Source organism: Sphingomonas nostoxanthinifaciens (assembly GCF_019930585.1).
Taxonomy (GTDB): Bacteria; Pseudomonadota; Alphaproteobacteria; order Sphingomonadales; family Sphingomonadaceae; genus Sphingomonas_I; species Sphingomonas_I nostoxanthinifaciens.
The window spans coordinates 2,873,122-2,899,914 of sequence record NZ_CP082839.1 but is presented as its reverse complement, the minus strand read 5'-3'; the positions used below and the strand labels follow the sequence as shown (position 1 = coordinate 2,899,914).

Genomic DNA, 26,793 nt, shown 5'->3' with positions numbered 1-26,793 from the left:
GACGGATCGGGCGGCTCGCAGGACCAGCGTCGCGATGTCGGCTTCCGGCATGGCGACGCCGGCGTCCGGGCTGGGCTGCCCGCCCGCCACCGTGGGTGGCGATACAGGAAGAGGGTGCGGGCGTGCGGCGTATCGGCCTATGGGTGCTGCTGGTCGCGCTGGCGATGTGGGCGGTCATCCTCTCGCTGGTCTTTACCGGCCACAGCCGCATCTTCTGGGCGACCAATCACGCGGTCAAGGCGGTCAACCGGGCCGGCGTGCACGGCCGCCACGCGCTCCATCGCCTGGAGGGCGACAAGGATCTCACCCAGCAGCATTAGAGATGAGGCCGGGGCAGAGCGATCGAGAACGTAGCGAGAACATTTCGCTTGCAAAGTAGGATTTGGTCGGTCAGCTGATCAGGCTCCCCGTCGAGGAGCCTGCGCCATGACCCGACCGATCGCCTCGATCGCCGCGAACTTTCCCGCCGCCTTTGGTACGCGCGTTGCCCTTGACCCTGCCGTCACCGTGCGTGGCGGCAGGGTGGGGAGGGGCTCCACCCCTGACGTAGCGTCACCTTTGTCACCTTCCGGCGCGATCAGGCGCCGAGCAGCTTCCACTGGGCCGGCTTCGGCTCGCCATAGCCGCCGACGAACGCCGCCGACGTGATCGCGACCTGCGTGAGCGCGATGCCGAGCGGCACGCAGCCCGAGCGCTGGAGCACGGTCAGCGCGAACTCGATCGCCGAACGCGGCGTGCTGTTCCACTTGGCCAGCAGCAAGGTGCCGTCGGCCTCGGCTGCCAGCAGCCGAGCCTCGGCCACGCGCAGCAGCGGCGGCAGATCGAGCAGCACGATATCGTAGCGCGCGGCGAGCGTCTCGATCAGGCGGCTGAACGCGTCGAAATCGACCTGATGGGCGAGCGGCGTGTCGCGCCGGTTGAGCGTCAGCAATGCGGCGTCGGTCACGCGATCGCGCACCAGCGCCTCGTCGAGCGTCGCCTGGCCGTGCAGCACGTCGATCAGGTCAGCGCGCGAATCGACCCCGAAGCGCGTGGCGAAGGTCGGCCGCTGGAAGTCGCAATCGACCACCACCACCCGGCGACCGCCGAGCGCCAGCGAACGGGCGAGCGCGAGCGTGGTCGTGGTCTTGCCCTCGCCCTGCATCGCCGAGCTGATCGCGACCACCTTGGCCTCGCTGCCGCGACGGAACACGGCCGCTGCCAGGCTGCGCACGGCCTCGGCGAAGGGGGAGGCGGGATCCTCGACAATCAGGTCGACCGGGTCGCCGTGGCGGCGGCCCTGCACGCGCGGCAGTGCCGCCACGAACTCGACGCCGAACATGCCCTCGACCTCGGCCGGGGTATCGACGCCGGTGCGGCCAAGCTCGCGCGCCAGCACGGCGACGAAACCGGCGATGATGCCGAGCGCGATGCCGAGCCCGATGCTGATCGGCCAGCTCGGCGAGCTCGGCTTGTCGGGCGTGTCGGCGGCGGTGACGATGCGCGCATCGGCCTGTTCCGCGCCCGACTGGGTGGCGAGCTGCGCCTCGCGCGTCTGGTACTCGGTCAGCAGCGCCTTGGGCGCGTCGAGCTGGCCCTGCAGCTCGTGCAGCCGGACGCTCAGCCGGTCGCCGCGGGCGAGCTGGGACTGGGTCTGGCTCAGCTTGCGCTCGATCTCGGCGGCGCGGCCCGACGAGGCGGCGGCCTGCGCCTCCAGCGTCGCGATCGAGCGCTTGCTCTGCGTGTCGATCTGGCGCGTCACGTCGTCCAGTTCCTGGCGCGACTGGACGAGATCGGGATAGCGCGGGCCGTAGCGTGCCGACAGCGACGCGACCCGCGCGCTGATGTTCGCCTGTTGCTGGCGCAGCTCGCGCAGCGCGTCGTTGCTGGTGGTGTCGCCCAGTTTCTCGTCGCCCTGGGCAAGCTGGCGGCGCGCGACCGCCAGCCGCTGCGCATCTTCCGCCGATTGTGCACGTGCGCTCGAAAGTGCCTGATTATAGGCGCTGATTTCCTGATCGGTGAGCGTGCCGGCGGCGGTCGCGCCGCTCAGGTTGTTCGCGGTGCGATACGCCGAAACGGATTGATCCGCGGACTTAACTTCCGCCTGCAAGCTGTTGATCTTCTGCTGCAAATAGGCGCGCGCCTTGTCGTTCGCATCGCGCCGGCGGGCGATCTGGCCGTCGACGTAGCTCTGCGCGAGCGTGTTGACGACGCGCGCCGCATCCTGCGCGTTCTTCGACACGTAGGTGAGGTTGATGACATAGGTCAGGCCGACGCGCTTCACCGTCAGCCCGCGTTGGAGGATGTCGGTCGCGTTATGCAGCGCCTCGTCCGGCGAGTGCGCCGGCTTGGGCGCCTGGTAGAGCGGGTTGTGCACCAGATCGAGCTGGCGGACGACCTGCTCGGCGAGCGCATCGGAGCGCAGGATCTCGACCTCGGTGTCGACGATGCTCGAATCGTCGGGCGGCAAGGTCGAAAGCGCGCCCTCGACTTCGCTGATCTGCTGCTTGCGCTGGTCGAGCAGGATGGTGGCGGCGGCGGTGTAGCGCGGCTTGCGCAGCGAAGTGATCAGGATCGTCGCGCCGAATACCAGCGCGACCACCAGCAGGAACGTCTTGTAATTCTGGCGTGCCATCCGCGCGATGCGCGATCCGTCGAAGCCCTCCGGCGCGCGATGATAACCGATCGGCCCCTCGTCACCCGCCAGGCGGCTGGGTTCGATCGGACTGTGCCTGTGTTCGGCCGGTAGGTTAGTCACGCTTATGCCTCGCCCTCACCAAATGGTTTGCTGCATTGCACAACGGTTCCGTCATAGCAATTCGACTTGCCGCCCCTACGGTTCAGATCCTCGCAGACAGCGTCAGCGTGAGCTGGTTCAATGCGAAGGTCTTGCCGCCGAGCCCGAACGGCTGCGCATGCGATTCGATGTGATCGTAGCGCGCCGTCAAGCTGAAATGCCGATCGAGCGTGTAGATCGCGCGGGCAAAGAATTCCGGCCGATGCTCCTGCCGGGCCTGCAGGTTGAAATCGTTGTTCGAATATTGCGCGGAGCCCGACAGGATCAGGTTGCGCAGCAATTCGTGGTCGACCTGCAGCGCGACGAGGCTGCGGACGTAGGAGGGGGCGGTCGGCAGCCCGCTGTCCTCGATCGTGCGCGACGCCTTGAGCGAGACGGTGGTGAGCTGCGAGGGGAAGAACTGCACCTGCGCGCGCGCGCCGATGCCGCTGAACCCCTGCAGTCCTGGCTGCTTGTAGGTCAGGTGGATATAGCCCACGCCCGCCTCCGCGCGCACGAGCTGGGTCAGCTCCATGCTGATGCCGCCGAGCAGCTCCTGCCGGTCCGAATTGCGGTTGAACGCGCTCTGGTTGTTCTGCGTATAGCGCTGGAACGATGCGGTGCCCTGCACCAGCAGCGACACGTCGGGGGTCAGCGCATATTCGCCGCGCGCGGTACCGCGATAGGAATTGCGGTCGCGATAGCCCTGCGACGCGGGCGCCCCGGCAAAGGTCACATTGTCGCTGTAGCGCAATTGGTTGACGCCGCCCGACGCGACCAGCTTGAAGCGCGAGCTCTGCCATTGCGCCGTGCCGATCGCGTTCAGCGAGTTGTAGCGGATCGGCGTGACGGTGTTGTTCGGCGTGCCGACGTCCGAACGCCGCTCCGCCAGGCGGCCATAATCGACGAAACCGCGCACATAGGATTGGCTGTCGATGTCATATTGGCCGGCGCCGTTGACGTCATAGGTCTCTACATTCTCGCTGCCATGGTCGGCATAGCGGGTGATCGCAGCATCGCCCGCCAGCGTCACCCAGTTACGCGACCAATTCGAATTGAGCTTGAACGAGGGATCGACCACTCCCGCGACATCGCTCCGCCGATCGCTGTCGGTTGCGTACAGGTTGTCGGTCCCGCGCGCGGTGACATCAACCTTCGGCAGCAGCACGAAGCTGCCGAGATTGATCCCCTGCGGATCAAATTCGGGGTGCAGCCGATCCAATACGGCGATGCTGCGGTCGCGTTTGAAGTTGCCGGCGGAGGTTGTGAGCGCATCGACGGCCTGCGCATACACCGGACTCGACAGCATGAACGTGAGCGCCAGCAGCAGCGCACGGGTCAGGATCGGTCGATGTAGCCCCATGACGGGCAGGGTCATACCGGCCGCGACTCGCGAGTGCAAACGCGTTGTGCGGCGCGGCACGGCGCTTTGCCGCGCAATACCGCGCGGCGCGTCGGCAGAGCGTGGACTTTTGCAGCGCAGCGAACTAGGCAGTTGCGCGATGGCCATGCGAGGAATGCCGGTGCAGCGAGGTTGTTGGGTCGGATCGGCGATGGTGATGGCGCTGGCCTTGGCATTGCCGGCATGCGCCAAGACGCGGCTGGAAACGCCGCCTCCACCCAGCGCCGGTCTCGCCAATTATCGTTTGAGCGGGGGCGATAGCCTCAAGATCGCGGTCTATGGCGAGCCGACGCTGACCGACACCTATCAGGTGAGCAATGTCGGCATCGTCTCGCTGCCGCTGGTCGGCACGATCAAGGCCGATGGCCTGACCGTCGAGGAATTCCGGACGGCGCTGGAGCATGCGCTCGCCAATGGCTATCTGAAGGATCCGAAGGTCTCGGCCGAGATCGTCAACTATCGCCCGGTCTACGTGCTGGGCGAGGTACAGAAGGCCGGGCAATACCCGTATATTCCCGGCATGACGCTGCGCCAGGCGATCGCCGCCGCCAGCGGCTATACCTATCGCGCGCAGATGAAGGTGATCTTCGTCACCCATACCGGCGAGGGCATCGAGCATGCCTATCCGCTCCAGCCCGGCACGCCGGTGATGCCGGGCGATACGGTGCGCGTCGCCGAACGGCACTTCTAGCTTATGGCGGTGCCGCTGCGGCCCGCACCCGGCGCTGTATCGGGCGGTGCGGGGGCGCCTCCGGTCGGCAAGCTCGACGCGATCCAGCTGCTGCGTGCGCTGGCGGCCTGCGTGGTCGTCCTCGGCCACGTCATGGGAACGGCGGCCCGCCTGCAGGCGCCCGGCGGCGCCTTCGTCAGGCCGTCCATCGCGACCGGCGCCGGCGTCGATCTGTTCTTCCTGATCTCCGGTTTCATCATGGTGGTGTCCAGCCGTCGCATGTTCGGCGCACCCGATGGCCCACGCGATTTCCTGCTGCGGCGACTGGTGCGGATCGTGCCGCTCTATTGGGGCGTGACGACGCTCGCGCTGCTGCTGGCGTTCGCCGGCAACCATCAGGCGCTGCCGCGTGGCGTGGCGATCCTCGCCAGCTACGCCTTCATTCCGTTCGACACGACAGGGCGGGGTGACGGCTTCGCCTTCCCGATCGTCGATCTTGGCTGGACGCTCAATTACGAGATGCTGTTCTATGTGCTGTTCGCCGCCGGCATTCGCGCCGGTCGCGAGCGGTGCATCATGATCGTGACGGCGGCGCTGATCGCGCTGGTCGCGTTGGGAACGCTCTGGCAGCCGGCGCCGGTCGCCGTGCGCTTCTGGACGCAGCCGATCATGTTCGAATTCGCGGCCGGCATGTGGCTGGCGTTGCTGCTGGTGCGCGGCCAGTTGCGGCTGCCGCCGGCGGTGCGGATCGTGCTGCTGGTCGCGGGCCTCGCCGCGCTCGCGTGGAATCCGTTGCCGGCGCTGCACCAGCCGACCACGCTCAACGGCTTCGTCCGATTGCTGGGCTGGGGCGTGCCGGCGGCGGCACTGCTGCTCGCGGCGATCGGCGGCCCGCTGCCGGTGCGGTCGCGCGTCGGTCGCGCGGTGGTGCTGGTGGGCGATGCCTCCTACGCGCTCTATCTGGTCCATCCGTTCTGGCTGCTCGTCGTGGATCGCGCGCACGGCCATGGTGTCGCGCTACTCGGCAACGCCTATGCCGCGATCGCGATCGGGTGGGTCGGTGCGATCTTGGTCGCGATTGCGGTTCATCTCGCGCTCGAACGCCCGCTGACGCGCGGGCTGACCCGCCTGCTGCAACGCGGTGGCGCGCCGATCCACGCGGTGCCGCTGGTCGATGCACGCGAGGGCAACGCGGCGTGAACGACCGACATTCCAACCGCAGAGACGCCCACGGATGAAGCAGCTCGGACGTCTTCAGGTGCTGCGCTTCGTCGCGGCGTTCGCGGTGCTGATCGCGCATCTCGATCATGAGGTGGTGGACAAGCTGGGGGTCGAGCCTGCTTTCTCGATCCGGCGGTGGATCGACGGTGGCATCGGCGTCGACATGTTCTTCTTCATCTCGGGTTTCATCATGTACAGCATCTCGGCGCGCCAGTTCGGCACGCCGGGGGCGTCGCGCATGTTCGCGGAGCGGCGCTTCCTGCGCGTCGCACCGCTTTACTATCTGGCGACGGTGATGATGCTGCTCGCCGCGCACGCCTTCGCCGGCAATGTGCAGAGCCACCCGCAGGGGCCGGCGCAGGTGATCGCGTCGTTCCTGTTCATCCCGTGGACGAACGGCGAGGGGCAGGTCACGCCGATCCTGAAACTCGGCTGGACGCTCAATTACGAGGCGTTCTTCTACGCCTGCTTCGCGCTCGCATTGGTCTTCCCGCGCCGGCTCGGCACGGCCCTGCTGTTCGCCGGGCTCGTACTGCTGATCGGGGTGGCGCACCTGTTTCCGGGCCGGGCGGTGGCGCTGGATTTCTGGGGCAACGACATCATCCTCGAATTCCTCGGCGGCATCTGCGTCGCCATGCTGGCGCGGGCCGACATACGGCTCGGTAAGGGGCCGGCCTGGGCATTGGTGGTGCTGGGCGTCGTGCTCGCCGTCACCTTCCGTCAGGCCGGCCTGGCGGCGATGCTGCCGCGCTTCATCTTTGGCGGGCTGCCGGCGGGGCTCGTCATCGGCGCGGTCGCGCTCGCGCCAGGGCTGGAGGGCAAGGGCTGGCTCGCGCGGGCGCTGCAATTCGGCGGCGACGCATCCTATGCGCTCTACCTCTCGCATCCGTTCAGCATCCGCGCCGCGACGATGCTGTGGACGCGCAGCGGGCTGACCTCGCCCACGCTCTTCCTGCTCTTCACAGCGCTCTGTGCGCTCGCCGTCGCGGCGGGGCTCCATCTGTTCGTCGAGCGCCCGCTCAGCCGCGTGTTCAAGCGCGAGGTGCCGCCGCGCGCCGCGCCCGACGCGCGCGAAATGGCCTGACGATCAGCCGGCGGTCGGCCCGGGGCAGCCGGTAAAGTCGATCGCGACGATTTCGGGCGGCACGCCCAGCCGCAGCGGCAGCGTGCTGGTGCCGATGCCCGAGGTGACGATCATCCGCGCCGATCCGCGCCGGTAGAGCCCGCGGACGTAGCGGCCCGACGACCAGCCGAACCCGATCGCCAGCGGATGCGCCGTCCGCCCGATCCAGCGCATCAGCGGCACCGTCATCGCGGGCCAGATCTGGCCACCATGGGTGTGGCCGGTCACCATCGTCCCCTCCATCCCCCGCACGCGATCGAACAAAGTCGGGTTGTGCGCCATCCAGATTGTGACGGGCGGGGCGGCGCGGTGCGTGAGCAGCAGGTCGCTCGCCAGCCGCTCCTGCGCCAGCGGCGGATTGGCGGTGTTCGAGTAAAGCTCCTCAATGCCGAGCACTGCCGCGCGCGGGGTGACGAACGCGTCGTTGCCGATCAGCCGGACGCCCGCCAGCGTCAGCGCCGTCGCGGCGCGCGGTGCGCCGTCGTGCCAGTCGTTATTGCCCAGTACTGCCACCACGCCATCATGCGCGCGCAGTTCGGCAAGCGGCGCGAGCAATCGAGCGGCAGCGTCATCGCTGGGTGGCCCGTCGCCCCCGAAGAAGTCGCCCGCCAGCAGGATGAGATCCGGCCGAAGCGCGTTGGTTTCGGCGACGATGCGCGCCAGCCGCGCTTCGTCGCCCGCGCGCAGATGCAGGTCGGCGATCAGCGCCGCGCGCAGCGGCGACGCGGCGCACGAAAGACGCGGCTCGGCGAGGCGATAGGATATGACGATCGGATCGCGACGCGCCTCGGCGAACGCCACCGCAAGCAGGGTCGCCGCCCCGCCGACGCAAAGCATTGTTCCTGCCGCTAGCGCACGCGCACGAAAGGACTGGAGCATGGCTCAGCGGGCCGCGTGCATCGATCGCGGGTGCCGGCGCGTCGAATGGCTTGTCTGATCGCTTTCCATCCCGCCCCCGCTGCTGCGCCGCCGGCCTACGCGGGCAGCCCGAGCGGTTCAACTCGGACGGCGCCCCCTAGCGGTCGACTTGGAACAGCGGGCTCGACAGCGCCGTGAACAGCATCGCCTGCGCGCGCTTGCGGGCGAGGAGGGCGGTGGTCGAGGCGGTGGTGATCGCTTCGGCCTGCGCCTTCAGCGCCGCCTTCTGCGCGGTGGTGAGCGTGCGGTTCATCAGCACGAGGTCGATCCGGTCGAGCATGCTGTCGGTGTCGGTGCCGAACGCTTCCCATGCCGACCAGTCGATCGTGGTGCCGGTCGAATTCTGCACCGCGGGGTTGGCGGCGAACTCGGCGGTGTTCGCGTCCGCGTCGATCGTCCAGCTATAGACGAGGTTGTCTCGGGCGACCGCCGTCCCGGTCGTCATCAGCTTCGATGCGGGGCTGACGAGCATCTGGTTCTGCGGCAGCGGGAAATCGGGCGGGTAGAAGCTGAACACCGATCCCGGCTGGAACACCGGCTGGCTGAGCTGCGCGTCGCGCACCGTGAACGCATAGCCGTCGCTGGTCATGCCGGCGGCGCGCGCGATCGAGGTGAGCAGCAGCACCGGCTCCTTGACCTTCCCGGCGGTGGTGGCCTGCGTCGTGGCGCGCGCCTCGCTGTCGGTCAGGATCGCGCGGACGACCGCCTTCATGTTGCCGCGGACATTGTTGCCGTCGTTGACGAACACCGCCGCGACGCGACCGATATAAGCGGGTGTGGGGTTCGCCACGACGAGCTGCTGGATCAGGGTGTGCGCGACGAAGGGCGGCGTCGAGGCGTTGTTGAACGCGGCGTCGATCACCGACGCGACGTCGGCGTCGGGCGTGGTGTTGGCCGGAACCGTCGCGCCGAGGAAGGTCTTGGCGGCCACGTCGTGCCGGCTCGCGACCGCCGCCATCGGCTTGGTCATGTCGTAGGACGAGGTGGCGGTGGTCGGATCGAGCTGGGTGCACAGCCAGCCGGTCAGCGCGCGCGCCACGCCCTTGACGTCGTCGGGCGTGTAGTTGGGCACGGTCGCGCCGGTGACGTCGGTGACGAGGCTGCCGTCCATGTTGAGCTTGTTCACGCCCATCGTGAACAATTGCAGGAATTCGCGGGCGTAATTTTCCGATGGCGCCAGCTTGTGGCTGGCATGCATGTTGAGGAAATAGCCCATGTAGCAGTTGAGCGTGACCTTCATCAGCAGGTCGCGATAATTGCCGAACGCGCCGTCGAGCAGGATCTGCTGGTAGGCGGCAAGGCCGGCCGTCTCATTGTTGGTGCTGGTGTTGGCGGCGACCAGCCGCTGCGACAGCGCGAAGGCGACGCGCTGGCGAAGCTGATCGGGCTGCCCCAGCGCATCGGCATAGAAGCGCATCGCCACCTGCTCGCGGCCATAGTTCCGGCGCAGGCAGGTATCGCTGTGATAGCAGTCGGTAAGCTCGACCACGGGCGTTGTGAGATCGCTGTAGCTGCTGGAGCTGGCGGCGAACTGCTCGTCCAGCCAGCCGCTTATGCCGAGCGTCTGGATGCGGTCGACCACCGCCGGGGTTGGGCCGAACGTCGCCTGCTTGGCGAGCCGGGCGGCATCGGCCTGCGTCACGGCCGCATCGACCGTCGGTGCCGTGGTGGTGGTCGTCCCCGTTCCTGATCCGGTGACCGCCGAGGTCATGTCGCTGACGGCACCGGTGACGGCGGAGACCGCGCCCGAGACGGCATTGCCGACCGCGCTTGCCACGTTCGTCACCGTGCTGCCGACCGCGCTGGCGGCATTGGACACCATGTTGCCAACCGCGGTCGCCGCGTTGGAGACCATGTCGCCGACGGCGCTGGCGACATTGGTAACGGTCGTCGCGACGTTGCCGACCACGCCGCTGACGGCATCGACGATGCCGCTGGCGGTGCTGCTCGTGCTCGGGCTTGTCGTGGTGGTCGTCGTTGTCGTCGTCGTGGGTGCGGTTGTCGCGGACGAGTTGCCCGACGACGTGCCGGAGGCGCCGCCGATCACGACGGTCGAGCTGGTGGCGCCCGCATTGCCGGTGCTGGCGGCCGTGCTGGCGGTGCTGCCGCCGCCCCCGCCGCAGCCACCAAGCGTCGAGCACGCCGCGACGATCGCGCCTGCGATGATGACCCGACGGAAACGCAAACGCACGACCTATACCCCCGAAACCCGATCGCGCGGTCCTGCGGCCATTCGGGGCGGCGGTGCGCGAGCAAGGCGGGCTATGGCCGATGCGGCGTAAAATTGAGGTTAAATGGCTGCGATCATTCGCATCATTTCTCACTTTTGGCTGCTGCGACAGCCGCTTGCCACGTCGGCCCGCCGCTTTAAGCTCGGCATGAACGACAAGGGGGAAAGATATGCTCGGAAAGCTGGCTGCATCGGCGGCGATGATCGTTGCCGCAAGCCTGTCGGCCACTGCCGAGGGGCAGACGCCGTCGCCGGGCCACGCCGAGTTCCGCGCGCTCTACAAGGAATTGGTCGAGACCAATACGACGCTCTCCGCCGGCAGCTGCACGCTCGCGGCGGAGCGCATGGCCGCCCACCTCAAGGCGGCGGGCTTCCCCGATGCGGATCTCCATCCCTTCAGCGTACCCGATCACCCCAAGGAGGGCGGTCTCGTCGCGATCCTGCCCGGCCGCGATGCCAAGGCGAAGGCAGTATTGATGCTCGCCCATCTCGACACGGTCGAGGCCAAGCGCGCCGACTGGACCCGCGACCCATTCACCTTGGTCGAGGAGGATGGCTATTTCTCGGCGCGCGGTGTGTTCGACGACAAGGCGATGGCGGCGGTGTGGGTCGACACGATGGCCCGCTTCAAGCGCGAGGGCTTCCACCCGCGGCGCACGCTCAAGCTGGCGCTGACCTGCGGCGAGGAGACCAACGGTGCGTTCAACGGCGCCGAATATCTGGCGAAGAACAAGCGCGACCTGATCGATGCCGCCTTTGCGGTGAACGAGGGCGGCGGCGGCATGCTCGACAAGGCCGGCAAGCCGGTATTCCTCGGTATCCAGGTCGGCGAGAAACTGTCGCAGAATTATACGCTGGAGGTGACCAATCCCGGCGGCCACAGCTCGCGCCCCGTCCCCGACAACGCCATCTACCACTTGGCCAACGCGCTGGTGCGGATCGAGGGCTATCATTTTCCGGTGACGCTGAACGCGACCACCCGCGACTTCTTCACGCGCATCGCGCCGACGCGGCCGGCGTCCGATCAGGCAGCGATCAAGGCGCTGCTGGCGAATCCGGAGGATGCGGCGGCGCGCGCGACCGCCGAGCGCGATCCGGACGCCAACGCGATCCTGCACACCAATTGCGTCGCGACGATGCTCGACGCCGGCCACGCCACCAATGCGCTGCCGCAACGGGCGCGGGCGAACATCAATTGCCGCATCTTCCCCGGCACCTCGGCGGAGGATGTGCGCCACACGCTGGAGCAGGTGATCGCCGATCCCAAGGTGTCGGTCGCGATCCGCGAGGTGCGCAACGCACCCGCGCCGCCGCCGCCGCTCGACCCCAAGGTGCTGGGGCCGGCCGAGACGCTGGCGGCACAGATGTGGCCCGGCCTGCCGATGGTGCGCGAGATGTCGGCCGGCGCCACGGACGGCGCCTTCCTCACGCCGGTCGGCATCCCGACCTACGGCATTTCGGGCGACTTCATCGATCCCGACGGTGACGGCGTGCACGGCCTGAACGAGCGCATCCGCGTGAAGGTGCTCTACGACGGCCGCGATTACCTGTTCCGCCTGATGAAGATTTACGGCGACCTGCCCGGCTGATGCTCGGCGCGCGCGACGAGGCGGGCATAACCATCGACGAGGATTGCAGTTCGTTCGCTCCGACATTATTAGGAGGCGAATGAATCACGGTCGACTCGCTGCCGAGCTGGACTTCGTGCGCCTGCTGTTGCCGCTCGCCCGCCGCTGGCGGCGCGAGGCGGATCGTGCGGTCGAGCGCTTCGGGCTCTCGCACGCCAGCGGCTGGGTATTGCTGCACGTCGGCCGGCAGGGCGGGGGCGCGGAGGGCATCCGTCAGGGCGATCTTGCCGCCGCGGTCGACATGCGTGGATCGTCGCTGGTGCCGCTGCTCGACCGGCTGGAATCCGCAGGGCTGGTCGTGCGCAATGGGCAGGATGGCGATCGCCGGGTCAACCGGATCACGCTCACGCCCGAGGGCAAGCAGCTTGTCGGCGGGATCGAGGATGCGCTGCGCCGCATCCGCACCACATTGTTCGACGGGATTGGCGACGAGATGCTCGCCACGTCGACGGCGGTGCTCGGCCGACTCGATCGGGCGTTGGGCGCCCTGAGCCAGGTCGCGCCATGAAGCTCGACTTCGAGGAGGCGCTGTTCTCCGTCAAATGCTTCGTCGCGGCGATGCTCGCTTTCTACATCGCGCTCCGCATCGGCCTGACCCGGCCGTACTGGGCGGTCACCACCTCCTACATCGTCGCCCAGCCGCTGGCGGGCGCGGTGCTGTCGAAGGCCGTGTTCCGGCTGCTCGGCACCGCGCTGGGCGCGACGGCGGCGGTCGTGCTGGTGCCGACGTTCGTCAACGAGCCGATGGCGCTATCGGCGGCGCTGGCGCTGTGGCTTGGCGTCTGCCTTTACATCTCGCTGCTCGACCGGACGCCGCGCGCCTATGTCTTCTTGTTGGCCGGCTACACCGCCAGCATCATCGGCTTTCCCAGCGTCGGCGCGCCCGGCGCGGTCTTCACCACCGCGATCTTGCGCGTGCAGGAGATCGTGATCGGCATCTTCGCCGGCAGTCTCGTGCATGGCTTCATATTTCCGCGCACCGTTACGGCGCGGCTGTTCGCGCGGGTCGACGCGATTCTGGCCGATGCGGAGCGCTGGTCGTGCGAGGCGCTGGCGCGCGACGTGCATGCCAAGAGTTCGCAGGAGCAGCGCCGGATCGCGATCGACCTGAACGAGCTCGATCAGCTCTCGGTCCACTTGCCGTTCGACACTGCGCGCATCCTGCCGCGCACGCGTACCGTGCGTGCGCTTCAGGACCGGCTGCTGGAGATCGTGCCGCTGGGCGGCACGGTCGAGGATCGCCTGATCGAGCTGACGACGAAGGGTGGTGTGCCCGCCGAAATCGCGGCGATCGTCGCCGATACGCGCGTTTGGCTGGCCGAAATGGTGCGCGCCGATCGCGACGGCAGCGCCGCCGCCCTGATCGTGCGGCTCGATGCACTCGTCGCGGCGCAGCCGACGCGGACGTGGCGCGACATGCTCGTGCTCAACCTCTGTTCGCGGCTGGGCGAGCTGATCGCGGCGCATCGCGACGCGCGCGACCTGCGCGATCAGATCCGCTCGCCCAGCATCCGCGCCGTGTCGCCGCGCGTGGCGGAATTGCTCGGCCGCACCCAGGGGCGCGCGCTCCACAACGATCCCGGACTGGCGCTGCGTGCGGCGTTCGGCACCTTCACCTGTATCGCGCTCGGCTGCGCGTTCTGGATCGGGACGGCGTGGCCCGACGGTGCCGGCGCGGTGCTGATCGCCGGCGTGTGTTGCGCGCTGTTCGGCAATGTCGACCGGCCGGGGCCAGTGATCTTCCTGTTCCTGCTCGGTAGCCTAGCCGGCCTCGTGCTGGCGGCGATCTACGCTTATGCGATCCTGCCGCGCGTGACCGCGCTCGAGACGTTCATCGCGGTCATGGCGCCGCCGTTGCTGATCATCGGATCGTTCATGGCGCGGCCCCGCTGGACGTTGATCGCGCTGGGTGCCTTGTTGGGCTTCGGCAATACCGTCGGTTTCAACGCCACTTACACCGCCGACTTCGCAGGCTTCGTCAACGGCGCGCTGGCGCAGCTCGCCGGCACCGGCTTCGCCGTGGTCACCGTCGGGCTGTTCCAGACGATCGGCACCGACCATAGCATCGCCCGGCTGTTCCGGGCCGGCTGGCGCGATGTCGCTCGCCGCGCAGCCGGTCGCAGCGGCGACGAGCGGCGCTGGGGCAGTCGCATGCTCGATCGCGTCGGCCTGCTCCTGCCACGGCTGGCGGCCCGTCCCGCGGAGCAGCCGGCGGGGGTGATGGACGCGCTGCTCGACATGCGGACCGGCCTCATCTCGGGGCGGCTTCGCCAATTCGGGGAGGCGGCGCCCGCGCCCGAGCGCGCGGCGATCGTCACGATGCTAAGCGGGATCGCGCGCTATTTCGGTGCGCTCGATCCGGCGCGTCCGGTGCCGCCGCCGCCCGCCTTGCTCGAGGAGATCGACGCGACCGTTGCCGCGATCGCGCGCGATCCCGAGCAGGGCCGCCGCCGCGACGGCCTGATCCTGCTCATCAGCCTGCGCCGCAACCTCTATCCCGGCGTGCCCGGCTATGGAGAACCGGCATGATCGGGGAGATTTCGCTGTTCGGCGTCTACGTGCCGGCGCTGCTGCTGCTGGCGGTGGCGGCATTGGCGATGGCCGGCCTGCTGAGCCGCATCCTGCAGCTTGCCGGTTTCTATCGCCTGATCGCCTATCGACCCTTGGTCGATCTGTGCCTGTTCATGTTCATCCTGGGGCTGCTCGTGCACCTCACCATTCCATATGGGCAGAAATGAAGACTGCGTTGCTTGCCTCGCTCGGCCGCTGGCTGCTGACCATCCTCCTGGTTGCGGGCGCGATCCTCGTCGCCCTGTGGCTGTGGCGCCGCTACGAGAACGACCCGTGGACGCGCGACGGCCACGTCCGCGCCGACGTGGTGCGGATCACCACCGACGTCGGCGGGCTGGTGACCGAGGTGCACGTGCGCGACAATCAGTTCGTCCATCGCGGCGATCTCCTTGTCGTGGTCGATCGCCCGCGCTTCGCCGCCGCGCTGGCGCAGGCGGATGCGAACATCGCGGCGGCGCGCGCGACGCTCGACCTTGCGCGGAAGGAGGCGCGGCGCGACATCGCGCTCGGCGACCTCGTCGCGACCGAGACGCACGAACAGAATGTCGCCAAGGTCGAGACCGCGCTGGCGCAGCTGGCGCAGGCGTCGGCGGCGCGCGACACGGCCCGGCTCAACCTGACGCGCACCGCCGTGCATGCCTCGGTCGACGGGAAGGTGACCAATCTCGATCTCCATCCCGGCGACTTCCTCGCCGCCGGCGCGCAGGCGATGGCGCTGGTCGATGCGCGCAGTATCCGCATCGAGGGCTATTTCGAGGAAACCAAGCTCGGCCACATTCATGTCGGCGATCGGGCGCTGATCCGCCTGATGGGCGATCCGCACCCGCTTTACGGCCATGTCGACAGCATCGCCGGCGGCATCGCCGACGATCAGGCACGTACCACGGGCAATCTGCTGCCGGCGGTGCAACCGACCTTCGAATGGGTGCGGCTGGCGCAGCGTATCCCGGTACGCGTGCAGGTCGATCGGTTGCCGGTCGGCACGCGCCTCATTCCGGGCCGCACCGCGACGGTCACCATTCTCCAGCAGGGCGCACCCCAGCGGTGAAGCGCGCGCTCTTGTCCTGGCTGCCGGCGCTGGCACTGGCCGGCTGCGTCGCCGGCCCGAATTATCACGTGCCCGATCACGCGATGGTGCGCGCGCCCGCCGCCAATGCGCCGTTTCACAGCGGTGCCGAGCCTGCCTTCGCGCAGGCCGATCTGCCACCGCACTGGTGGCGCCTGTATGACGATCCGCGCCTCGACGCTTATGTCGGTGAGGCGCTGGCCGCGAACACCGATCTGCGTGCGGCCGACGCCAATCTCCGGCGCGCGGGCGACGTCGTCCGCCAGGTCCAGGCGGGGCGGACCGTTCAGACGAGCGTCGGCGCCGCCGCCTTCGCTGCGCGCGTCGGCGGCTACACGCTGACCGTGCCACTCGATCTTCCCTATAGCGGGATCCTGAACGCGACCGTCGAATATCCGCTCGATCTCGCGGGCGGGATCAAGCGCGGGATCGAGGCGGCGAGCGATCAGGCCGAGGCGGCGCAGGCGGCGCGCGACCGCGTGCGCGTGGCGGTCGCCGCAGCGGTGACGCGCGCTTATGCCGATACCTGCTCCGCCAACGTGACGCTGGCGGCGACGCGGCACGTGCTCGACGTACAGGACCGGACGCTCAACTCGATGTCGCGACTGTTCAAAGGCGGCCGCAGCACCGCCTTCGACGTGACGCGCGCACGCGCCGCGCGCGACCAGAGCGCGGCGCGGCTGCCCGAGATCATCGCCGTGCGGCAGGCGTCGCTCTATCAGATCGCAGCCTTGATGGGCCGCGCGCCATCCGACTATCCGCGCGAACTGGAGGCATGCGCGACGCCGCCCATGCTCCGCCAGCCGCTGCCGATCGGTGATGGCGCCGCGTTGCTGAAGCGCCGGCCGGACATTCGCGCGGCGGAGCGGCAGCTCGCCGCCGCGACCGCCGGGATCGGGGTGGAAACCGCTGCACTGTATCCGAACGTGACGCTGACGGGCTCCGCCGGTCTCGCCAACACGATCGGCTCGTTCCTGACGGGGCCGAGCTTCGGCGGCTATGCCGGCCCGCTCATCTCGTGGGCCTTCCCCAATCGCAAGGCGATCCACGCGCGCATCGCCGGGGCCGGCGCCGCCGCGGATGCCGCCTCCGCGCAATTCGACGGCACGGTGATCGAGGCGCTGCGCCAGACCGAGACGTCGCTGTCATCCTATGCGCGCGAGATCGACCACGACCGCGCGTTGGAGTCCGCCAGCAGCGACGCCGATCGCGCCGCCGCGCAGGCCGATCGGCTGTTCCGCTATGGCCGCACGAGCGTGCTCGAGGTGCTGACCGCGCAATCCAATCTCGCCACCGCCGAGGCGACCCTGGCCCAGTCGAAGGCCACGCTGATCGATCGGCAGGTCGACGTGTTCCTCGCGCTGGGCGGAGGTTGGGAGAATTAGGCGATCGGCCGTTCGAACAGGCCGGCCTGATAATCGCGATAGGCGGCGACGATCTCCTCGCGGCTGTTCATGACGAACGGCCCGTGCGACACCACCGGCTCGCCGATCGGATCGGCATGGCCGAACAGCAACGTGGCGGCCGTATCGGCCTCGACCTGCACGTCCTCGCGGTCGCTCAGCTCGGCCAGATGCCATTGCGCGACCGCCGTGCCCGAGATGCGGACGGTGCCGGCGACGACGTAGAGGAAGACCGCGCGGCCCGCTGGTGCCGGCAACATGGCCTTGCCGCCGGCGACAATCGTCACCACCGACATGAACAGCCCGGTGAGCGACGGCACTGGCCCGTCATGCCCATCGAAATGGCCGGCGACCAGCGTGAGCGAGGCGCGCCCATCGTCGAGCTGCACGACCGGTAGTTGATCGCGCTGCACGCCGGTATAGCGCGGCGCGACCATCTTCAGCCGACCGGGCAGGTTCACCCAGAGCTGCAGGATCTCCATCGCGCCGCCGTCGCGCTTGAAAGCAGCCGGCGACAGTTCGGCATGGATCAGGCCCGATCCCGCCGTCATCCACTGGACGCCGCCCGCCTCGATGATGCTCTCATGCCCGCCGGTGTCGGAATGGGCGAGGCTGCCGTCGAGGATGAACGTGACCGTCTCGAACCCGCGATGGGGATGCGGGCCGAACGGAAGACCGTGATTGGCGGGCCTGTAGGTCTGCGGCCCGTGGTGATTGAGGAATAGGAACGGGTCGAGTTGCGGGAGGCGTGGGTTCGGGAGCGGCCGGCGCGTCACCAGATCGGCGATGTCGTCGCGCAGCGCGGGATGGAGGCGCAGAACGGTACGGATCGGCATAGGCAACTCCGGGCAAGATACGGTCGTGACGACGGAGCCCTTATCGACCCTTTCGCCCGCTCGCCATTGTCATGCCGGCCGTGCCGCGCCGATCGATGGTGCGCAGCAGCAAAAGCAATTTGTTCCGCCTGATGCGCTTGAGTACGACGAATCGGCCGGAAGTTCAGCCAGGCGACCATGCATCCATCAAGTATTTGTGTTAACTACGTCATTGAGGCAGCACTTGTTCCCCTGAGTGATCTGGCCTCGTTGTCTTGCCGTCGCTCCCCTCGACGGCGAGGCGTGTAGCTTAGGCTCCGCCCGTGGTAGTCATACCCGTCTGCGGTGAGTCGTAGGCGGCGCTCCGCCGGGGATACTGGACACATTGCCGGCGGAGCGCTCCTCAGAGAAGAATGGCACGGGTGCGGGATGCGCACATCGTTGCCCAGGGGAGAGAATCTTGATCGGATACCTACGGTTTATCGGTGCGGCGATGGCGATGCTGCCCTGCGCCGCGACGTTGGCGGCCGATCCGACGGGCTTTGCCGCCGCTGCCGACGCAAAGGCGACGATCGCTTTATTGGATCAGTCGATGAAGCCGGGGCAGGGCTTTGCCTGGAGACCGCTGGTGCGCGGCGGCGAGGCGGTCGCCGCGATCGAGATCTGGAAGGCGCCGGGTCACCCCGCCATCCATCCCGCCGAGGCGGAATATTCCACCGTGCTGGATGGGGAGGGCACGCTCGTTTCGGGCGGCACGCTCGCCGATGCGCACTTGGTCAAGCCCGGCCTCGTCGAGGGTAGCCGCATCGAGGGCGGCACCACCCGGATGCTGAAGCCCGGCGACGTCTTCCTGATTCCCGCCGGCACGCCGCACTGGTTCGGCATCACCGGCCCGCGGCTGGTGCTGCTGGGCACCAAGCTGCCCCAGCAGCCGACCGGGGACGCAGCCGCGCCACGGTGAAGCCGGCTGCTGGCGCGACGCGCGGGCTGCACCATAACGACGCCATGCATGCTCATGCAGCGGGAACAGCGCGATGATCGTCTCCTTCGTGCCACCTCTGCTGCTCGCGCTCACGTTGGTGAGCGTCTTCTTCATCCGATCGCGCTCGATCGCGACCAAGCTGGTGTGCGAATTGCTGCTGCTGGCGGTGATCGAGGGCTGCCTGCTGGCCTTCGGGACCAGCGCCCTGCCGACGGGCACGCAGCTCGCGACGTCCCCTGGTGGGGCGTGGTTGCGCATGCTGGCGGTCGTCTGGTGGCTGATCGGCGCTCGCGTGCTCGCGACCATGACCGTCCTCGCGCTGGGTCACGATGCGCGCTCGCGGCAGGCGCGGCTGTTCTCCGATCTGGTGGCGGGCGCAATCTATCTGACCGCGGCGCTCTTCATCCTGAACTCGATCCTCGATCTGCCGATCAAGGGACTGGTCGCCACGTCGGGGGTGATCGCGATCGTGCTCGGCCTTGCGCTGCAGAATACGCTGGCCGATCTGTTCGCGGGCATCGCGGTCGGGCTGGAGCAGCCGTTCCATATCGGTGACCGCATCTCGATCGGCAGCGAGGTCGAGGGTGTGGTCGTCGAGATGAACTGGCGGTCGATCCGCGTCCAGACCGACGGCGAGGATGTCGCCACGATGCCCAACAGCGTCGTCGCGCGCAGCCAGATCGTGAACCGCAGCGTGCCGACGCAGCGCCGCGCCGCCTCGGCCGAGATACCCACCATCTCGACCGCCCCGTCGGAACGGCTGATGGAGCTTATCCGGCAGGCGCTGATGCTGAGCCCCGCGGTACTCGCTACGCCTGCGCCGAGTATCGTCATCAAGCATGTCGGCGCACGCACCACGACCTTCGCCGTCAACTATTTCGTGGCGACCACGCCCGGACTGAGTTCGGCGCGGAGCCAGTTGCTGCGGCAGGTCCGGCGCTTCTTCCGCCACGCCGGCGTGCTGGGCGAGGACATGCCGCGCGAAGGCCTGCTCGGCAGCCTCGTCCTGTTCGAATCGCTCAGCCCGGCGCAGCTTGGCGAACTGGCGGGCCATCTGACCAGCCACAGCCTCCTTCCCGGCGATACCTTGTTCGAGCAAGGCAGCATTGGGCGATCGCTCTACGTCGTTCGCGCCGGCATCTTCGAGCTCGGGGGCGATGCCGATGGCGGTCATGTCGCTTTCGGTCGCATAGGGCCGGGCGAATATCTCGGCGAGATCAGCATGATGAGCGGCGAGCCCCGTGCCGTCTCGGCAATCGCGCTCACCTCCGGTGAGGTGCTCGAATTGCCGCGCAGCGCGCTGGAGAAGCTGCTGGCCGAGGATCGCCGGCTGAGCGCGGCGATCGAGCGCTCGGTGCAGCGTGGCCTCGCTTTGATCGATCGCGACACCGCTGCGCGGATGTGCGAGCCGCTGGACCAGACCGGCACGGTGCTGGGACGCATCCGCGACTTCCTGCGCGGGCCGCGCAAGGCGTAAGACGAACCAGAACGAGAAACGGGGAGAGGATCGGCCATGCGCCTTGGACTGACTGCTATCGTGCTGGCCACCGCATTGGCCGGAGGCGCTGCAGCAGCGCCGCCAGCAGCTCGGGGCGCGTCCAATGATGGCCTCGGTGCTTACCGCACCGGCCGCTATCGCGATCTCTTCGCCGAACAACTCGGACGGAGCCCGGCCGAGAGCCGCGCCAGGATCGACGCCGCCTTCCGCCAGCTGTTCCACGGCGACGGCCAGGAACAGCGTGTCTATTTCGAAACCGGCGCCAACCAGAACGGACCGCTCGCCTACGTCACCGACTGGGCCAACAACGACGCGCGCACCGAAGGCATGAGCTACGGGATGATGATCGCCGTCCAGCTCGGCCACAAGCGCGAGTTCGACGCACTGTGGAACTGGGCGAAGACCTACATGCTGGTGACCGATCCGGCCGATCCGTCGGTCGGCTATTTTGCATGGTCGATGAATACCGACGGCACGCCGCGCTCGACCAGCGCCGCCCCCGACGGCGAGGAATATTTCGTGATGGCGCTGTATTTTGCCGGGCGCCGCTGGGGCAACGGCCAGGGCATCTACGATTATCGGGCGGAGGCGGACCGCATCCTGCGCGGGATGCGCCATCATCCGCTGCGCACCGGCACGCCACCGTTCCGCATCCATCCCGGCGATGCGCCGTTCGTCGAGCCCGCCACGCCGTGGCCGAGCTTGAACAACCGCGCGGCGGAGGCCGAAGCGGTCAAGGGCGGTATGCCGTGGCCGTCCCGGCGGCCGGCAGGCGCGCCGCGGGCGGTGACGGTCGGCCCGATGGTCGACGAGGCGCATGCGATGATCCGCTTCGTGCCGGAAACGGCGCTCACCGGCACCGACGCCTCCTACCATCTGCCCGCTTTCTACGAATTATGGGCGCGGTGGGGGCCGATCGAGGACCGCGCCTTCTGGGCGCGCGCGGCGGAGGTAAGCCGCGATCTGTTCGCGCGCGTGACCGGGCCGGAGACCGGGCTCGCGCCCGATCGCAGCAATTTCGACCTGACGCCCGCAACCGACTGGAGCGGCGGCCCGAGCCAGTTCGGCTATGACAGCTGGCGCACCGTCAGCAACTGGTCGGTCGATTATGGCTGGTGGGGCAAGGATGCGCGGGAGCCGATGCTGAGCGGTCGCGTCCAGTCCTTCCTCTACGGGCAGGGCATTCACGGCTTTGCCGACCGCTACACGCTGGACGGCAAGCCGCTGTCGCGGCGCCATTCGACCGGAATGGTCGCGGCGGCGGCGGTGGGCGGGCTCGCGGCCACGCCGGGCAATGTCTCGAAAGCGTTTCTGCAGGAATTGTGGGACACGCCGGTGCCGTCGGGCGAGCAGCGTTACTTCGACGGCATGCTGTACCTGATGAGCATGATGCATTGCGCCGGCGCATTCCGCATCATCGACGGCCCCGCCGCCTAGCGCTGCAGCCGCGCCGAAACCTGCGCCCGCAGCCGGCGCGCTATGGCGGGATCGAGCGGCGCCAGCGGCCCGCGCGCATGATCGGGAAGGTGCGCCGCGGCTGCCTCGGCCGGGCCGAACAGGTAATAATCGAACAGCGCCCGCCACGCCTGCTTCTCGGCCAACGGTCGATCGCGCAGCGACAGGAAGCCGTGGAGGATCGTCACCATCGGCGAATCCATGAAGTCGCCCGCTGCGTTCCACCAATAATTGACGAGCATGTTGACGGGATCGAGCGCCTCGACCTGATGCCACCACAAAGCCGGGTAGACGAGCACGTCGCCCGGCTCCAGTTCGGCCACCTGTGCGGCGGCCAACGCGATGCGGAAGCCAGGGTGGCGCGTGAAATCGGGCGCGTCGAAATCGACCATGCTGACCACCTGGCCTGCCGGCGTCGGCTCGAGCGGGCCGGGATAGAGGTTTGCCGCCTGATCGGGCGGGAACAGCGTGAAGCGCCGTCGCCCGACTGCGCAGACCGCGATGTTGTTCGACATGTCCCAATGTGCCGGCGCGATCGAGCGGTTGCCGATCCAGATGCTGGCCAGCGGCGGGTGCGCGTCGAGCAGCGGGCTGGTCAGGGGAAGCGGGTTTTCGGGGGCGAAGCCGGGCAGGTGGCTGTCGATGTCGGTCGAGCCGATATAAAGGTGTTGGGCGGTGGGATCGTCGCCCGCCTCGCGCAAACGGTCGAGACAGTCGGCGAGCACCGCCCGCTCGCGTTTGAAGCCCATCGCGGTCAGGTCGGCATTGTAGGTGAAACGGCCCCCGGTTGCCGGATCGGCGATATAAGCGGTGACCGGCCGTCCGGCGTCGAACTGCTGAACATAATCGAGCGCTGCGCCGGCGGACTCCAGCCCGCGCCGCACAAGCGGCCAATCGCGCGCGAGCCCCTTTACCACCAGCGGCTCGGATGCGGTGAGCAAGGCGTCGTCGCCGATCGCGGCATGCTCGGCCGCATCCAGCGTACGGACGGCGCGCGGCATCGTCAGGCGCCCGCGCGCTGCTGATTCTTAAGCGCGATCAGCCGTTCGAAATTGCCGAGCGAGGATGCGACGTGAATCGCGGCGGCGAGGAAGCCGCGTTCGTGCAGGCGGTCCAGAGCCGCTCCGCGCAGTCCGTGTAGCGCATCCAGCCCGATCGTCTGAAAATCGGCGAGGTCGTAACGCAGCGTATCGTTGAGCGTCAGCTCGATCCGCGCGGGCTCCAGCAGTCCCGCTTCCGCGAAGGCGGCGAACATCGGCGCCTGCGCCGCGTGGCCAGCATGGAGCGCGCGCAGCACCTCCGCGACCTGATCGAGATAGAAGCTGTTGCCGCCATGCTCGCGGAAAAGGCGCTCGCCAACTTGGGTGCCGACGCGGGGATCGTCGCGGTCGACATGGATCATCGGCTCGCGCGTCCCGTCATCCCGCTGTTGCAATCCGATCGAGAAGGGGCCGCGCGCGAGCAGGGCTGGGATGTAGCGCGAGGTCCAGCGGTCACCGTCGAGGAACAGGTTTTCGTCGCGGTCCAGCCCGAGGATCGCCAGCGCCACGAATTGTCCGTCGGCACCCCGGCGGAACAGGATCGGGAAATCGCGCTGCGCCGACGCGAATTCGGTCGGCATGACCGGCACCTGGTTGATCGCGTCACCCCAGCGCGCGCCGCGGGTCGTCACCACCCGCAGATCGGCGTGGTCAACATTGTTGAGCAGATGGATGTCGGCCATGGTCCGAATGTCTCTGGAGGGGCGAAAAGCCGGAGGGCGAGCATGCCTGTCCGCTTTCTTCGACGCAACGCTCGGCCGGGCACGCGCCGTGTGCCCGGCGTCGCCGTCCCTTACCAGCGATAGCGCGCGCCGAACAGGAAGCGCCGCTGACCCTCCTGCGCCAGCCAGATCTCGTTGGTCGAGCGGGCGTATGTGACCACGCTTTCCTTGTTGAGGTTGATCGCTTCGACCGACAGCGCGAGATGCGGTGTGACGTCGTAGCTGATGTTCAGATCGACCTGGCCATAGGCCTTGGTGAATTCCGGATTGTGGAACGCATCCTTGTTGACCGCGGACAGGAACTTGCCGCGCCAATTGTAGCTGAGCCGTGCGGAGATGCCGTATTTGTCGTAGATCAGCGTCGCATTGGCGGTATCGCTGAGACCGATCAGCGCGAACTGGTCGACGTTCGGGTCGGCCGCCACATCGATGCCGATGTCGCCGCGGACCAGCGTGTAGGCCGCCGACACGCCGATGCCCGAATTGCCGAAGAAATACTGGCCTGCAATCTCCAGGCCGTAGATCTCGGCATCCTTGTTGTTGATCGGCGTGTTGACGTTGAAGTTGAACAGCGGATCGTTGTTGTCGGCGATGATGTCGACTGCCGCCAGGGTGGTGTCGACGAACGCCTGATTGAGAGCGCGAGCCGTACTGTTGTAGTTGGCAAGGAAGGTCGCGTTCGCGGCCGCAAGATTGCCGCCATTCTGCTGGAGCAGTGCGGTGTAGGTGAACAGATTGACGTCGGTGATGTCGGCGCCGATCGTCTGCAACTGCGCCTTCGCCGTCCCCGAACGGCTGCCCGCCGCGCCCGAGCTCGGGTCGCGCAGGCCGAACAGGTTGCGCTTCACCACCGTATTGCCGATGAAATTGTGCACACGCTTATCGAAGAAGCCGGCGGATACGTAGCTGTCCGGCTTGAAATACCATTCCAGCGACAGATCGAAATTGTCGGAGACGAGCGGCTTCAAGTTCGTATCATTGGCGGCGCCGCCGGCGGTGCCGCCAACGGCGGTGGCATCGCTCGGCGGGCTTGCGCTGACCGATGCGAAGAGGTTGCCATAGCTAGGGCGCGAGATGGTGCGGCTGAACGAGAAGCGGCCGATCAGATCCTTCCGGATGTTCACCTGGAAATCCATCGACGGCAGCAAATTGTCGTAATTGCCCTTGCCGGTCACTGGCTGGTAACTGCTCGACACGATTGTGGTGAAGTCATTGTCGGACTGCCAGACGATGTTGAGCGGGATCGCCTGCAGCGAATTGGCGTGGGTGATCGTCTTCTCGTAGCGCGCGCCGGCGACGAGACTGGCGGCGTGCCCGGCAATCTCGCCTTTCCATGTCACCTGCGTGTAGGCGGCGTAGATATCCTCCTTCACCCGATCGTCCGAAAAGCCGGTGATCTTGTTGGCGTTGTTGGGGTTGCCCGTCGCGGTGTAGGCGGCCGAGAGCAGATTGTAGAGCTTGGTCGGATCCTGCGCGCGGAAGGCGATCAGGCCATCGCCGGTCGCCTTGGGATCGAACTGGCTGAAGCGACAGACCAGGCAGAATTGCTGGACGACGCCGGGCGCATATTGCTGGACGTCGCGCGGATTGGCGTTGCCCCAGTCGCCCAGCGTCTGGGTATATTGGGTCTGGGTCGAGCGCGTGTTGGTGGTGCGGAAGTCGCCGCCGAAGTCGAACCGGCTGCCGCCGCCCAGATCCCAGCCAGCGTCCAGCCGTGCCTCCTTGATCCGTTGACGGAACGTCGTCGCCACCTGCCGCCCGACCTGGCTGCCGAGATCGCCCACGTCGAGCTGGCCGTTGCCGTTGCCCTTGATTGTGGGGTGGAGCGTGGTCGGCGTCGACGGATCGCTGAACACGACCGTCTGCGTCGGGAAGCCGCCGGCATAGCTGGTCGCGTGCGAGGACAGGATCGGCGCGCTGATCGCCACCAGCGTGGACGACATGCCATTGGGATTGTCCGGCGTGCTCTTGGATTCACCGATATGGCCGTCGAAGGCGACGCGGAAATTGTCGGTCAGATCCCATTTGGCGTTGAGGCCGGCATCGTACAGCTGCGACTTTTGCCCGCGATATTGCTGTTCGAAGCCCGAATCCTTGGTCTCGCCGGCAATCATCTCGTGCAGATAGCTGGTCGTCGCGACCGAGTGACCGCCGTCGAACGTCACGACGTCGAACGGGCGATTGAACCAGTTCGACTGGTCGGACCGACGCTCCGACTGACGGTTCTGCGCGAACAGGCCGTCGACGCTGATGTCGAGCCGGTCGGTCGGCTTGAACTGGAGGATCGCCTGGCCGTTGATCCGCTCGCGCTTCGCTTCGCCGAAATGATAGCGGAAGTCGTTGGGGCGGGCGACGAGCGCGTTGGGATCGGTCGGCGCGTTGTTGATCTTGGTGTTGGCGTTGACGTTGCCGTTGTTCGGATCGAGGAATTGCGCCAGCGTGGTGATGTTCCAGCCCTGCACCGTGGCGCTGATGTTCGAGAAATCGCGCTTCTGATAGCTGCCGAAGACCGACACGCCGAACGTCTGCTCGGCATTGCTCCAGCTTGCCAGGCCCGAGACCTCCGGCGTGACATGCGAGCCGCAACTCACGCAATCGTCCGAGCTGCTGTCATAGACGGCCTTGGCGCCGATCGAGCCGTTGAGCCCACTCTCGCGTGAATCGAGCGGGCGACGCGTGACGACGTTGATCGTGGCGCCGATGCCGCCGGACGGGATGGCGGCGCGCCCGGTCTTGTAGACTTCGAGCGTCTTCACGCCCTCCGATGCGAGGTTCGAGAAGTCGAACGATCGGCTGGTGCTGCGCGAGAAATCGGTGTCCTCGCCCCCGCCGGTATTCTGCTGGTCGGACGCGGCAAGCTGGCGGCCGTTGAGGGTCACGAGGTTATATTGCGCGCTGAAACCGCGCACCGTCACGTCCGAGCCTTCGCCGTTGCGGCGGTTAATCGACACGCCGGTGATGCGCTGGAGCGATTCCGCCAGGTTGGTATCCGGAAATTTCCCGATATCCTCGGCGGAGATCGCATCGACCACGCCGACCGAATCCCGCTTGATCGCGATCGAGCGTTCGAGCGAGGCGCGGATGCCGGTGACGATGATGTCCTCGGCGCGCTGGGCGCCTTCGGCCTGCGATATGGCCGGCGCCGGCCCCGGCTGGGCGTTGGTCGCCTCGGCGCCCTGCTGCGGACCGCCGCCATTCTGGGCGTCCGAGCGGCCAGGAAATGCCAAGCAGATTGCGATCGCGATCACCGATGTCGAGCGCGCAAGCGTAGTCGTTGGTGCAGAAGCCCCCACG

The 26,793-nt window shown here is 67.7% G+C and carries 22 protein-coding genes; 14 read left to right on the top strand and 8 right to left on the bottom strand.

The features are described 5' to 3' along the window. The first annotated feature begins 122 nt into the window (after positions 1-122). On the top strand, positions 123-320 hold the full coding sequence (locus K8P63_RS13565) for a hypothetical protein (protein WP_223796557.1): 198 nt from the start codon (positions 123-125) through the stop codon (positions 318-320). Positions 321-577: 257 nt separating this feature from the next. Here the strand turns inward: K8P63_RS13565 and K8P63_RS13560 are convergent, their stop codons facing one another. After that, positions 578-2,737, bottom strand: coding sequence for a GumC family protein (locus tag K8P63_RS13560; protein WP_223796556.1), 2,160 nt, complete (start codon positions 2,735-2,737; stop codon positions 578-580). Between the two features lie 82 nt (positions 2,738-2,819). Further along, the gene (locus tag K8P63_RS13555; RefSeq protein WP_223796555.1) at positions 2,820-4,133 is read right to left on the bottom strand and encodes an outer membrane beta-barrel protein; all 1,314 of its coding nucleotides are present in this window, start codon (positions 4,131-4,133) and stop codon (positions 2,820-2,822) included. Between the two features lie 145 nt (positions 4,134-4,278). Here K8P63_RS13555 and K8P63_RS13550 point away from each other — a divergent pair, with 145 nt between their 5' ends. Genes K8P63_RS13550 through K8P63_RS13540 form a run of 3 tightly spaced genes read left to right on the top strand, consistent with a single transcriptional unit; the run spans position 4,279 to position 7,132 of the window. Beyond that, entirely contained in the window at positions 4,279-4,848 is a 570-nt protein-coding gene (locus tag K8P63_RS13550; protein ID WP_223796554.1) for a polysaccharide biosynthesis/export family protein, read from the top strand. Positions 4,849-4,851: 3 nt separating this feature from the next. Further along, positions 4,852-6,027 carry an acyltransferase family protein gene (locus tag K8P63_RS13545; protein WP_223796553.1) on the top strand — a complete coding sequence of 392 codons (1,176 nt, stop codon included), beginning with the start codon at positions 4,852-4,854 and terminating at the stop codon, positions 6,025-6,027. A 34-nt stretch (positions 6,028-6,061) separates the two neighbouring features. Beyond that, complete coding sequence (locus K8P63_RS13540) at positions 6,062-7,132, top strand: acyltransferase family protein (protein ID WP_223796552.1); 1,071 nt, start codon at positions 6,062-6,064, stop codon at positions 7,130-7,132. A gap of 3 nt (positions 7,133-7,135) precedes the next feature. Here the strand turns inward: K8P63_RS13540 and K8P63_RS13535 are convergent, their stop codons facing one another. Both K8P63_RS13535 and K8P63_RS13530 read right to left on the bottom strand, forming a co-directional pair. Next, the gene (locus tag K8P63_RS13535) at positions 7,136-8,008 is read right to left on the bottom strand and encodes a metallophosphoesterase (RefSeq protein ID WP_223796551.1); all 873 of its coding nucleotides are present in this window, start codon (positions 8,006-8,008) and stop codon (positions 7,136-7,138) included. A 178-nt stretch (positions 8,009-8,186) separates the two neighbouring features. Further along, on the bottom strand, positions 8,187-9,866 hold the full coding sequence (locus tag K8P63_RS13530; protein WP_223796550.1) for a DUF1800 domain-containing protein: 1,680 nt from the start codon (positions 9,864-9,866) through the stop codon (positions 8,187-8,189). Between K8P63_RS13530 and K8P63_RS13525 the strand changes: the two genes are divergently transcribed. The 7 genes from K8P63_RS13525 to K8P63_RS13495 all read left to right on the top strand — a co-directional run bounded on the left by K8P63_RS13525 (position 9,847) and on the right by K8P63_RS13495 (position 16,969). Further along, positions 9,847-10,371: a hypothetical protein gene (locus K8P63_RS13525; RefSeq protein WP_223796549.1), complete on the top strand. Its 525-nt coding sequence runs from the start codon at positions 9,847-9,849 to the stop codon at positions 10,369-10,371. The two genes, K8P63_RS13530 and K8P63_RS13525, sit on opposite strands and share 20 nt — an antisense overlap. A 118-nt stretch (positions 10,372-10,489) precedes the next feature. Then, positions 10,490-11,908 carry a M20/M25/M40 family metallo-hydrolase gene (locus K8P63_RS13520; RefSeq protein WP_223796548.1) on the top strand — a complete coding sequence of 473 codons (1,419 nt, stop codon included), beginning with the start codon at positions 10,490-10,492 and terminating at the stop codon, positions 11,906-11,908. Between the two features lie 79 nt (positions 11,909-11,987). Next, positions 11,988-12,455: a MarR family winged helix-turn-helix transcriptional regulator gene (locus K8P63_RS13515; RefSeq protein WP_223796547.1), complete on the top strand. Its 468-nt coding sequence runs from the start codon at positions 11,988-11,990 to the stop codon at positions 12,453-12,455. Then, on the top strand, positions 12,452-14,476 hold the full coding sequence (locus K8P63_RS13510) for an FUSC family protein (RefSeq protein ID WP_223796546.1): 2,025 nt from the start codon (positions 12,452-12,454) through the stop codon (positions 14,474-14,476). The genes K8P63_RS13515 and K8P63_RS13510 overlap by 4 nt, the downstream gene beginning before the upstream one ends. Further along, a complete protein-coding gene (locus K8P63_RS13505; RefSeq protein WP_223796545.1) occupies positions 14,473-14,685 on the top strand; it encodes a DUF1656 domain-containing protein in 213 nt (70 codons plus the stop codon). The genes K8P63_RS13510 and K8P63_RS13505 overlap by 4 nt, the downstream gene beginning before the upstream one ends. Further along, positions 14,682-15,566, top strand: a complete 885-nt coding sequence (locus K8P63_RS13500) for an HlyD family efflux transporter periplasmic adaptor subunit (protein ID WP_223796544.1) — start codon at positions 14,682-14,684, stop codon at positions 15,564-15,566. The genes K8P63_RS13505 and K8P63_RS13500 overlap by 4 nt, the downstream gene beginning before the upstream one ends. Next, positions 15,563-16,969 carry an efflux transporter outer membrane subunit gene (locus K8P63_RS13495; RefSeq protein ID WP_223796543.1) on the top strand — a complete coding sequence of 469 codons (1,407 nt, stop codon included), beginning with the start codon at positions 15,563-15,565 and terminating at the stop codon, positions 16,967-16,969. Before K8P63_RS13500 ends, K8P63_RS13495 begins: the two co-directional genes overlap by 4 nt. Here the strand turns inward: K8P63_RS13495 and K8P63_RS13490 are convergent. After that, a complete protein-coding gene (locus K8P63_RS13490) occupies positions 16,966-17,823 on the bottom strand; it encodes a pirin family protein (RefSeq protein WP_223796542.1) in 858 nt (285 codons plus the stop codon). The genes K8P63_RS13495 and K8P63_RS13490 overlap by 4 nt on opposite strands. Before the next feature lie 439 nt (positions 17,824-18,262). On the opposite strand from K8P63_RS13490, the gene K8P63_RS13485 reads away from it, so the two are divergent. From K8P63_RS13485 to K8P63_RS13475, 3 genes are all read left to right on the top strand, one after another. Continuing rightward, positions 18,263-18,763 (top strand): cupin domain-containing protein, encoded by a 501-nt coding sequence (locus tag K8P63_RS13485; RefSeq protein WP_223796541.1) that lies wholly within the window; start codon positions 18,263-18,265, stop codon positions 18,761-18,763. A gap of 73 nt (positions 18,764-18,836) precedes the next feature. Beyond that, positions 18,837-20,261 carry a mechanosensitive ion channel family protein gene (locus K8P63_RS13480; protein WP_223796540.1) on the top strand — a complete coding sequence of 475 codons (1,425 nt, stop codon included), beginning with the start codon at positions 18,837-18,839 and terminating at the stop codon, positions 20,259-20,261. Positions 20,262-20,297: 36 nt separating this feature from the next. Next, positions 20,298-21,719 (top strand): glycosyl hydrolase family 8, encoded by a 1,422-nt coding sequence (locus K8P63_RS13475; protein WP_223796539.1) that lies wholly within the window; start codon positions 20,298-20,300, stop codon positions 21,717-21,719. Here the strand turns inward: K8P63_RS13475 and K8P63_RS13470 are convergent. The 3 genes from K8P63_RS13470 to K8P63_RS13460 form a co-directional block, all read right to left on the bottom strand. Beyond that, positions 21,716-22,738: a cupin-like domain-containing protein gene (locus K8P63_RS13470; RefSeq protein ID WP_223796538.1), complete on the bottom strand. Its 1,023-nt coding sequence runs from the start codon at positions 22,736-22,738 to the stop codon at positions 21,716-21,718. The two genes, K8P63_RS13475 and K8P63_RS13470, sit on opposite strands and share 4 nt — an antisense overlap. Before the next feature lie 2 nt (positions 22,739-22,740). Then, positions 22,741-23,460, bottom strand: coding sequence for a SapC family protein (locus tag K8P63_RS13465; RefSeq protein WP_223796537.1), 720 nt, complete (start codon positions 23,458-23,460; stop codon positions 22,741-22,743). A 110-nt stretch (positions 23,461-23,570) separates the two neighbouring features. After that, positions 23,571-26,726: a TonB-dependent receptor gene (locus K8P63_RS13460; protein WP_223796536.1), complete on the bottom strand. Its 3,156-nt coding sequence runs from the start codon at positions 26,724-26,726 to the stop codon at positions 23,571-23,573. Between the last annotated feature and the right edge of the window lie 67 nt (positions 26,727-26,793).

Excerpts from the sequence above, each read along its gene's own strand:
- K8P63_RS13555 (WP_223796555.1), bottom strand. The coding sequence starts at position 4,133 with ATGACCCTGCCCGTCATGGGGCTACATCGACCGATCCTGACCCGTGCG.
- K8P63_RS13545 (WP_223796553.1), top strand. The coding sequence starts at position 4,852 with ATGGCGGTGCCGCTGCGGCCCGCACCCGGCGCTGTATCGGGCGGTGCG.
- K8P63_RS13540 (WP_223796552.1), top strand. The coding sequence starts at position 6,062 with ATGAAGCAGCTCGGACGTCTTCAGGTGCTGCGCTTCGTCGCGGCGTTC.
- K8P63_RS13535 (WP_223796551.1), bottom strand. The coding sequence starts at position 8,008 with ATGCTTTGCGTCGGCGGGGCGGCGACCCTGCTTGCGGTGGCGTTCGCC.
- K8P63_RS13520 (WP_223796548.1), top strand. The coding sequence starts at position 10,490 with ATGCTCGGAAAGCTGGCTGCATCGGCGGCGATGATCGTTGCCGCAAGC.
- K8P63_RS13515 (WP_223796547.1), top strand. The coding sequence starts at position 11,988 with ATGAATCACGGTCGACTCGCTGCCGAGCTGGACTTCGTGCGCCTGCTG.
- K8P63_RS13510 (WP_223796546.1), top strand. The coding sequence starts at position 12,452 with ATGAAGCTCGACTTCGAGGAGGCGCTGTTCTCCGTCAAATGCTTCGTC.
- K8P63_RS13505 (WP_223796545.1), top strand. The coding sequence starts at position 14,473 with ATGATCGGGGAGATTTCGCTGTTCGGCGTCTACGTGCCGGCGCTGCTG.
- K8P63_RS13500 (WP_223796544.1), top strand. The coding sequence starts at position 14,682 with ATGAAGACTGCGTTGCTTGCCTCGCTCGGCCGCTGGCTGCTGACCATC.
- K8P63_RS13490 (WP_223796542.1), bottom strand. The coding sequence starts at position 17,823 with ATGCCGATCCGTACCGTTCTGCGCCTCCATCCCGCGCTGCGCGACGAC.
- K8P63_RS13480 (WP_223796540.1), top strand. The coding sequence starts at position 18,837 with ATGATCGTCTCCTTCGTGCCACCTCTGCTGCTCGCGCTCACGTTGGTG.
- K8P63_RS13475 (WP_223796539.1), top strand. The coding sequence starts at position 20,298 with ATGCGCCTTGGACTGACTGCTATCGTGCTGGCCACCGCATTGGCCGGA.
- K8P63_RS13470 (WP_223796538.1), bottom strand. The coding sequence starts at position 22,738 with ATGCCGCGCGCCGTCCGTACGCTGGATGCGGCCGAGCATGCCGCGATC.
- K8P63_RS13465 (WP_223796537.1), bottom strand. The coding sequence starts at position 23,460 with ATGGCCGACATCCATCTGCTCAACAATGTTGACCACGCCGATCTGCGG.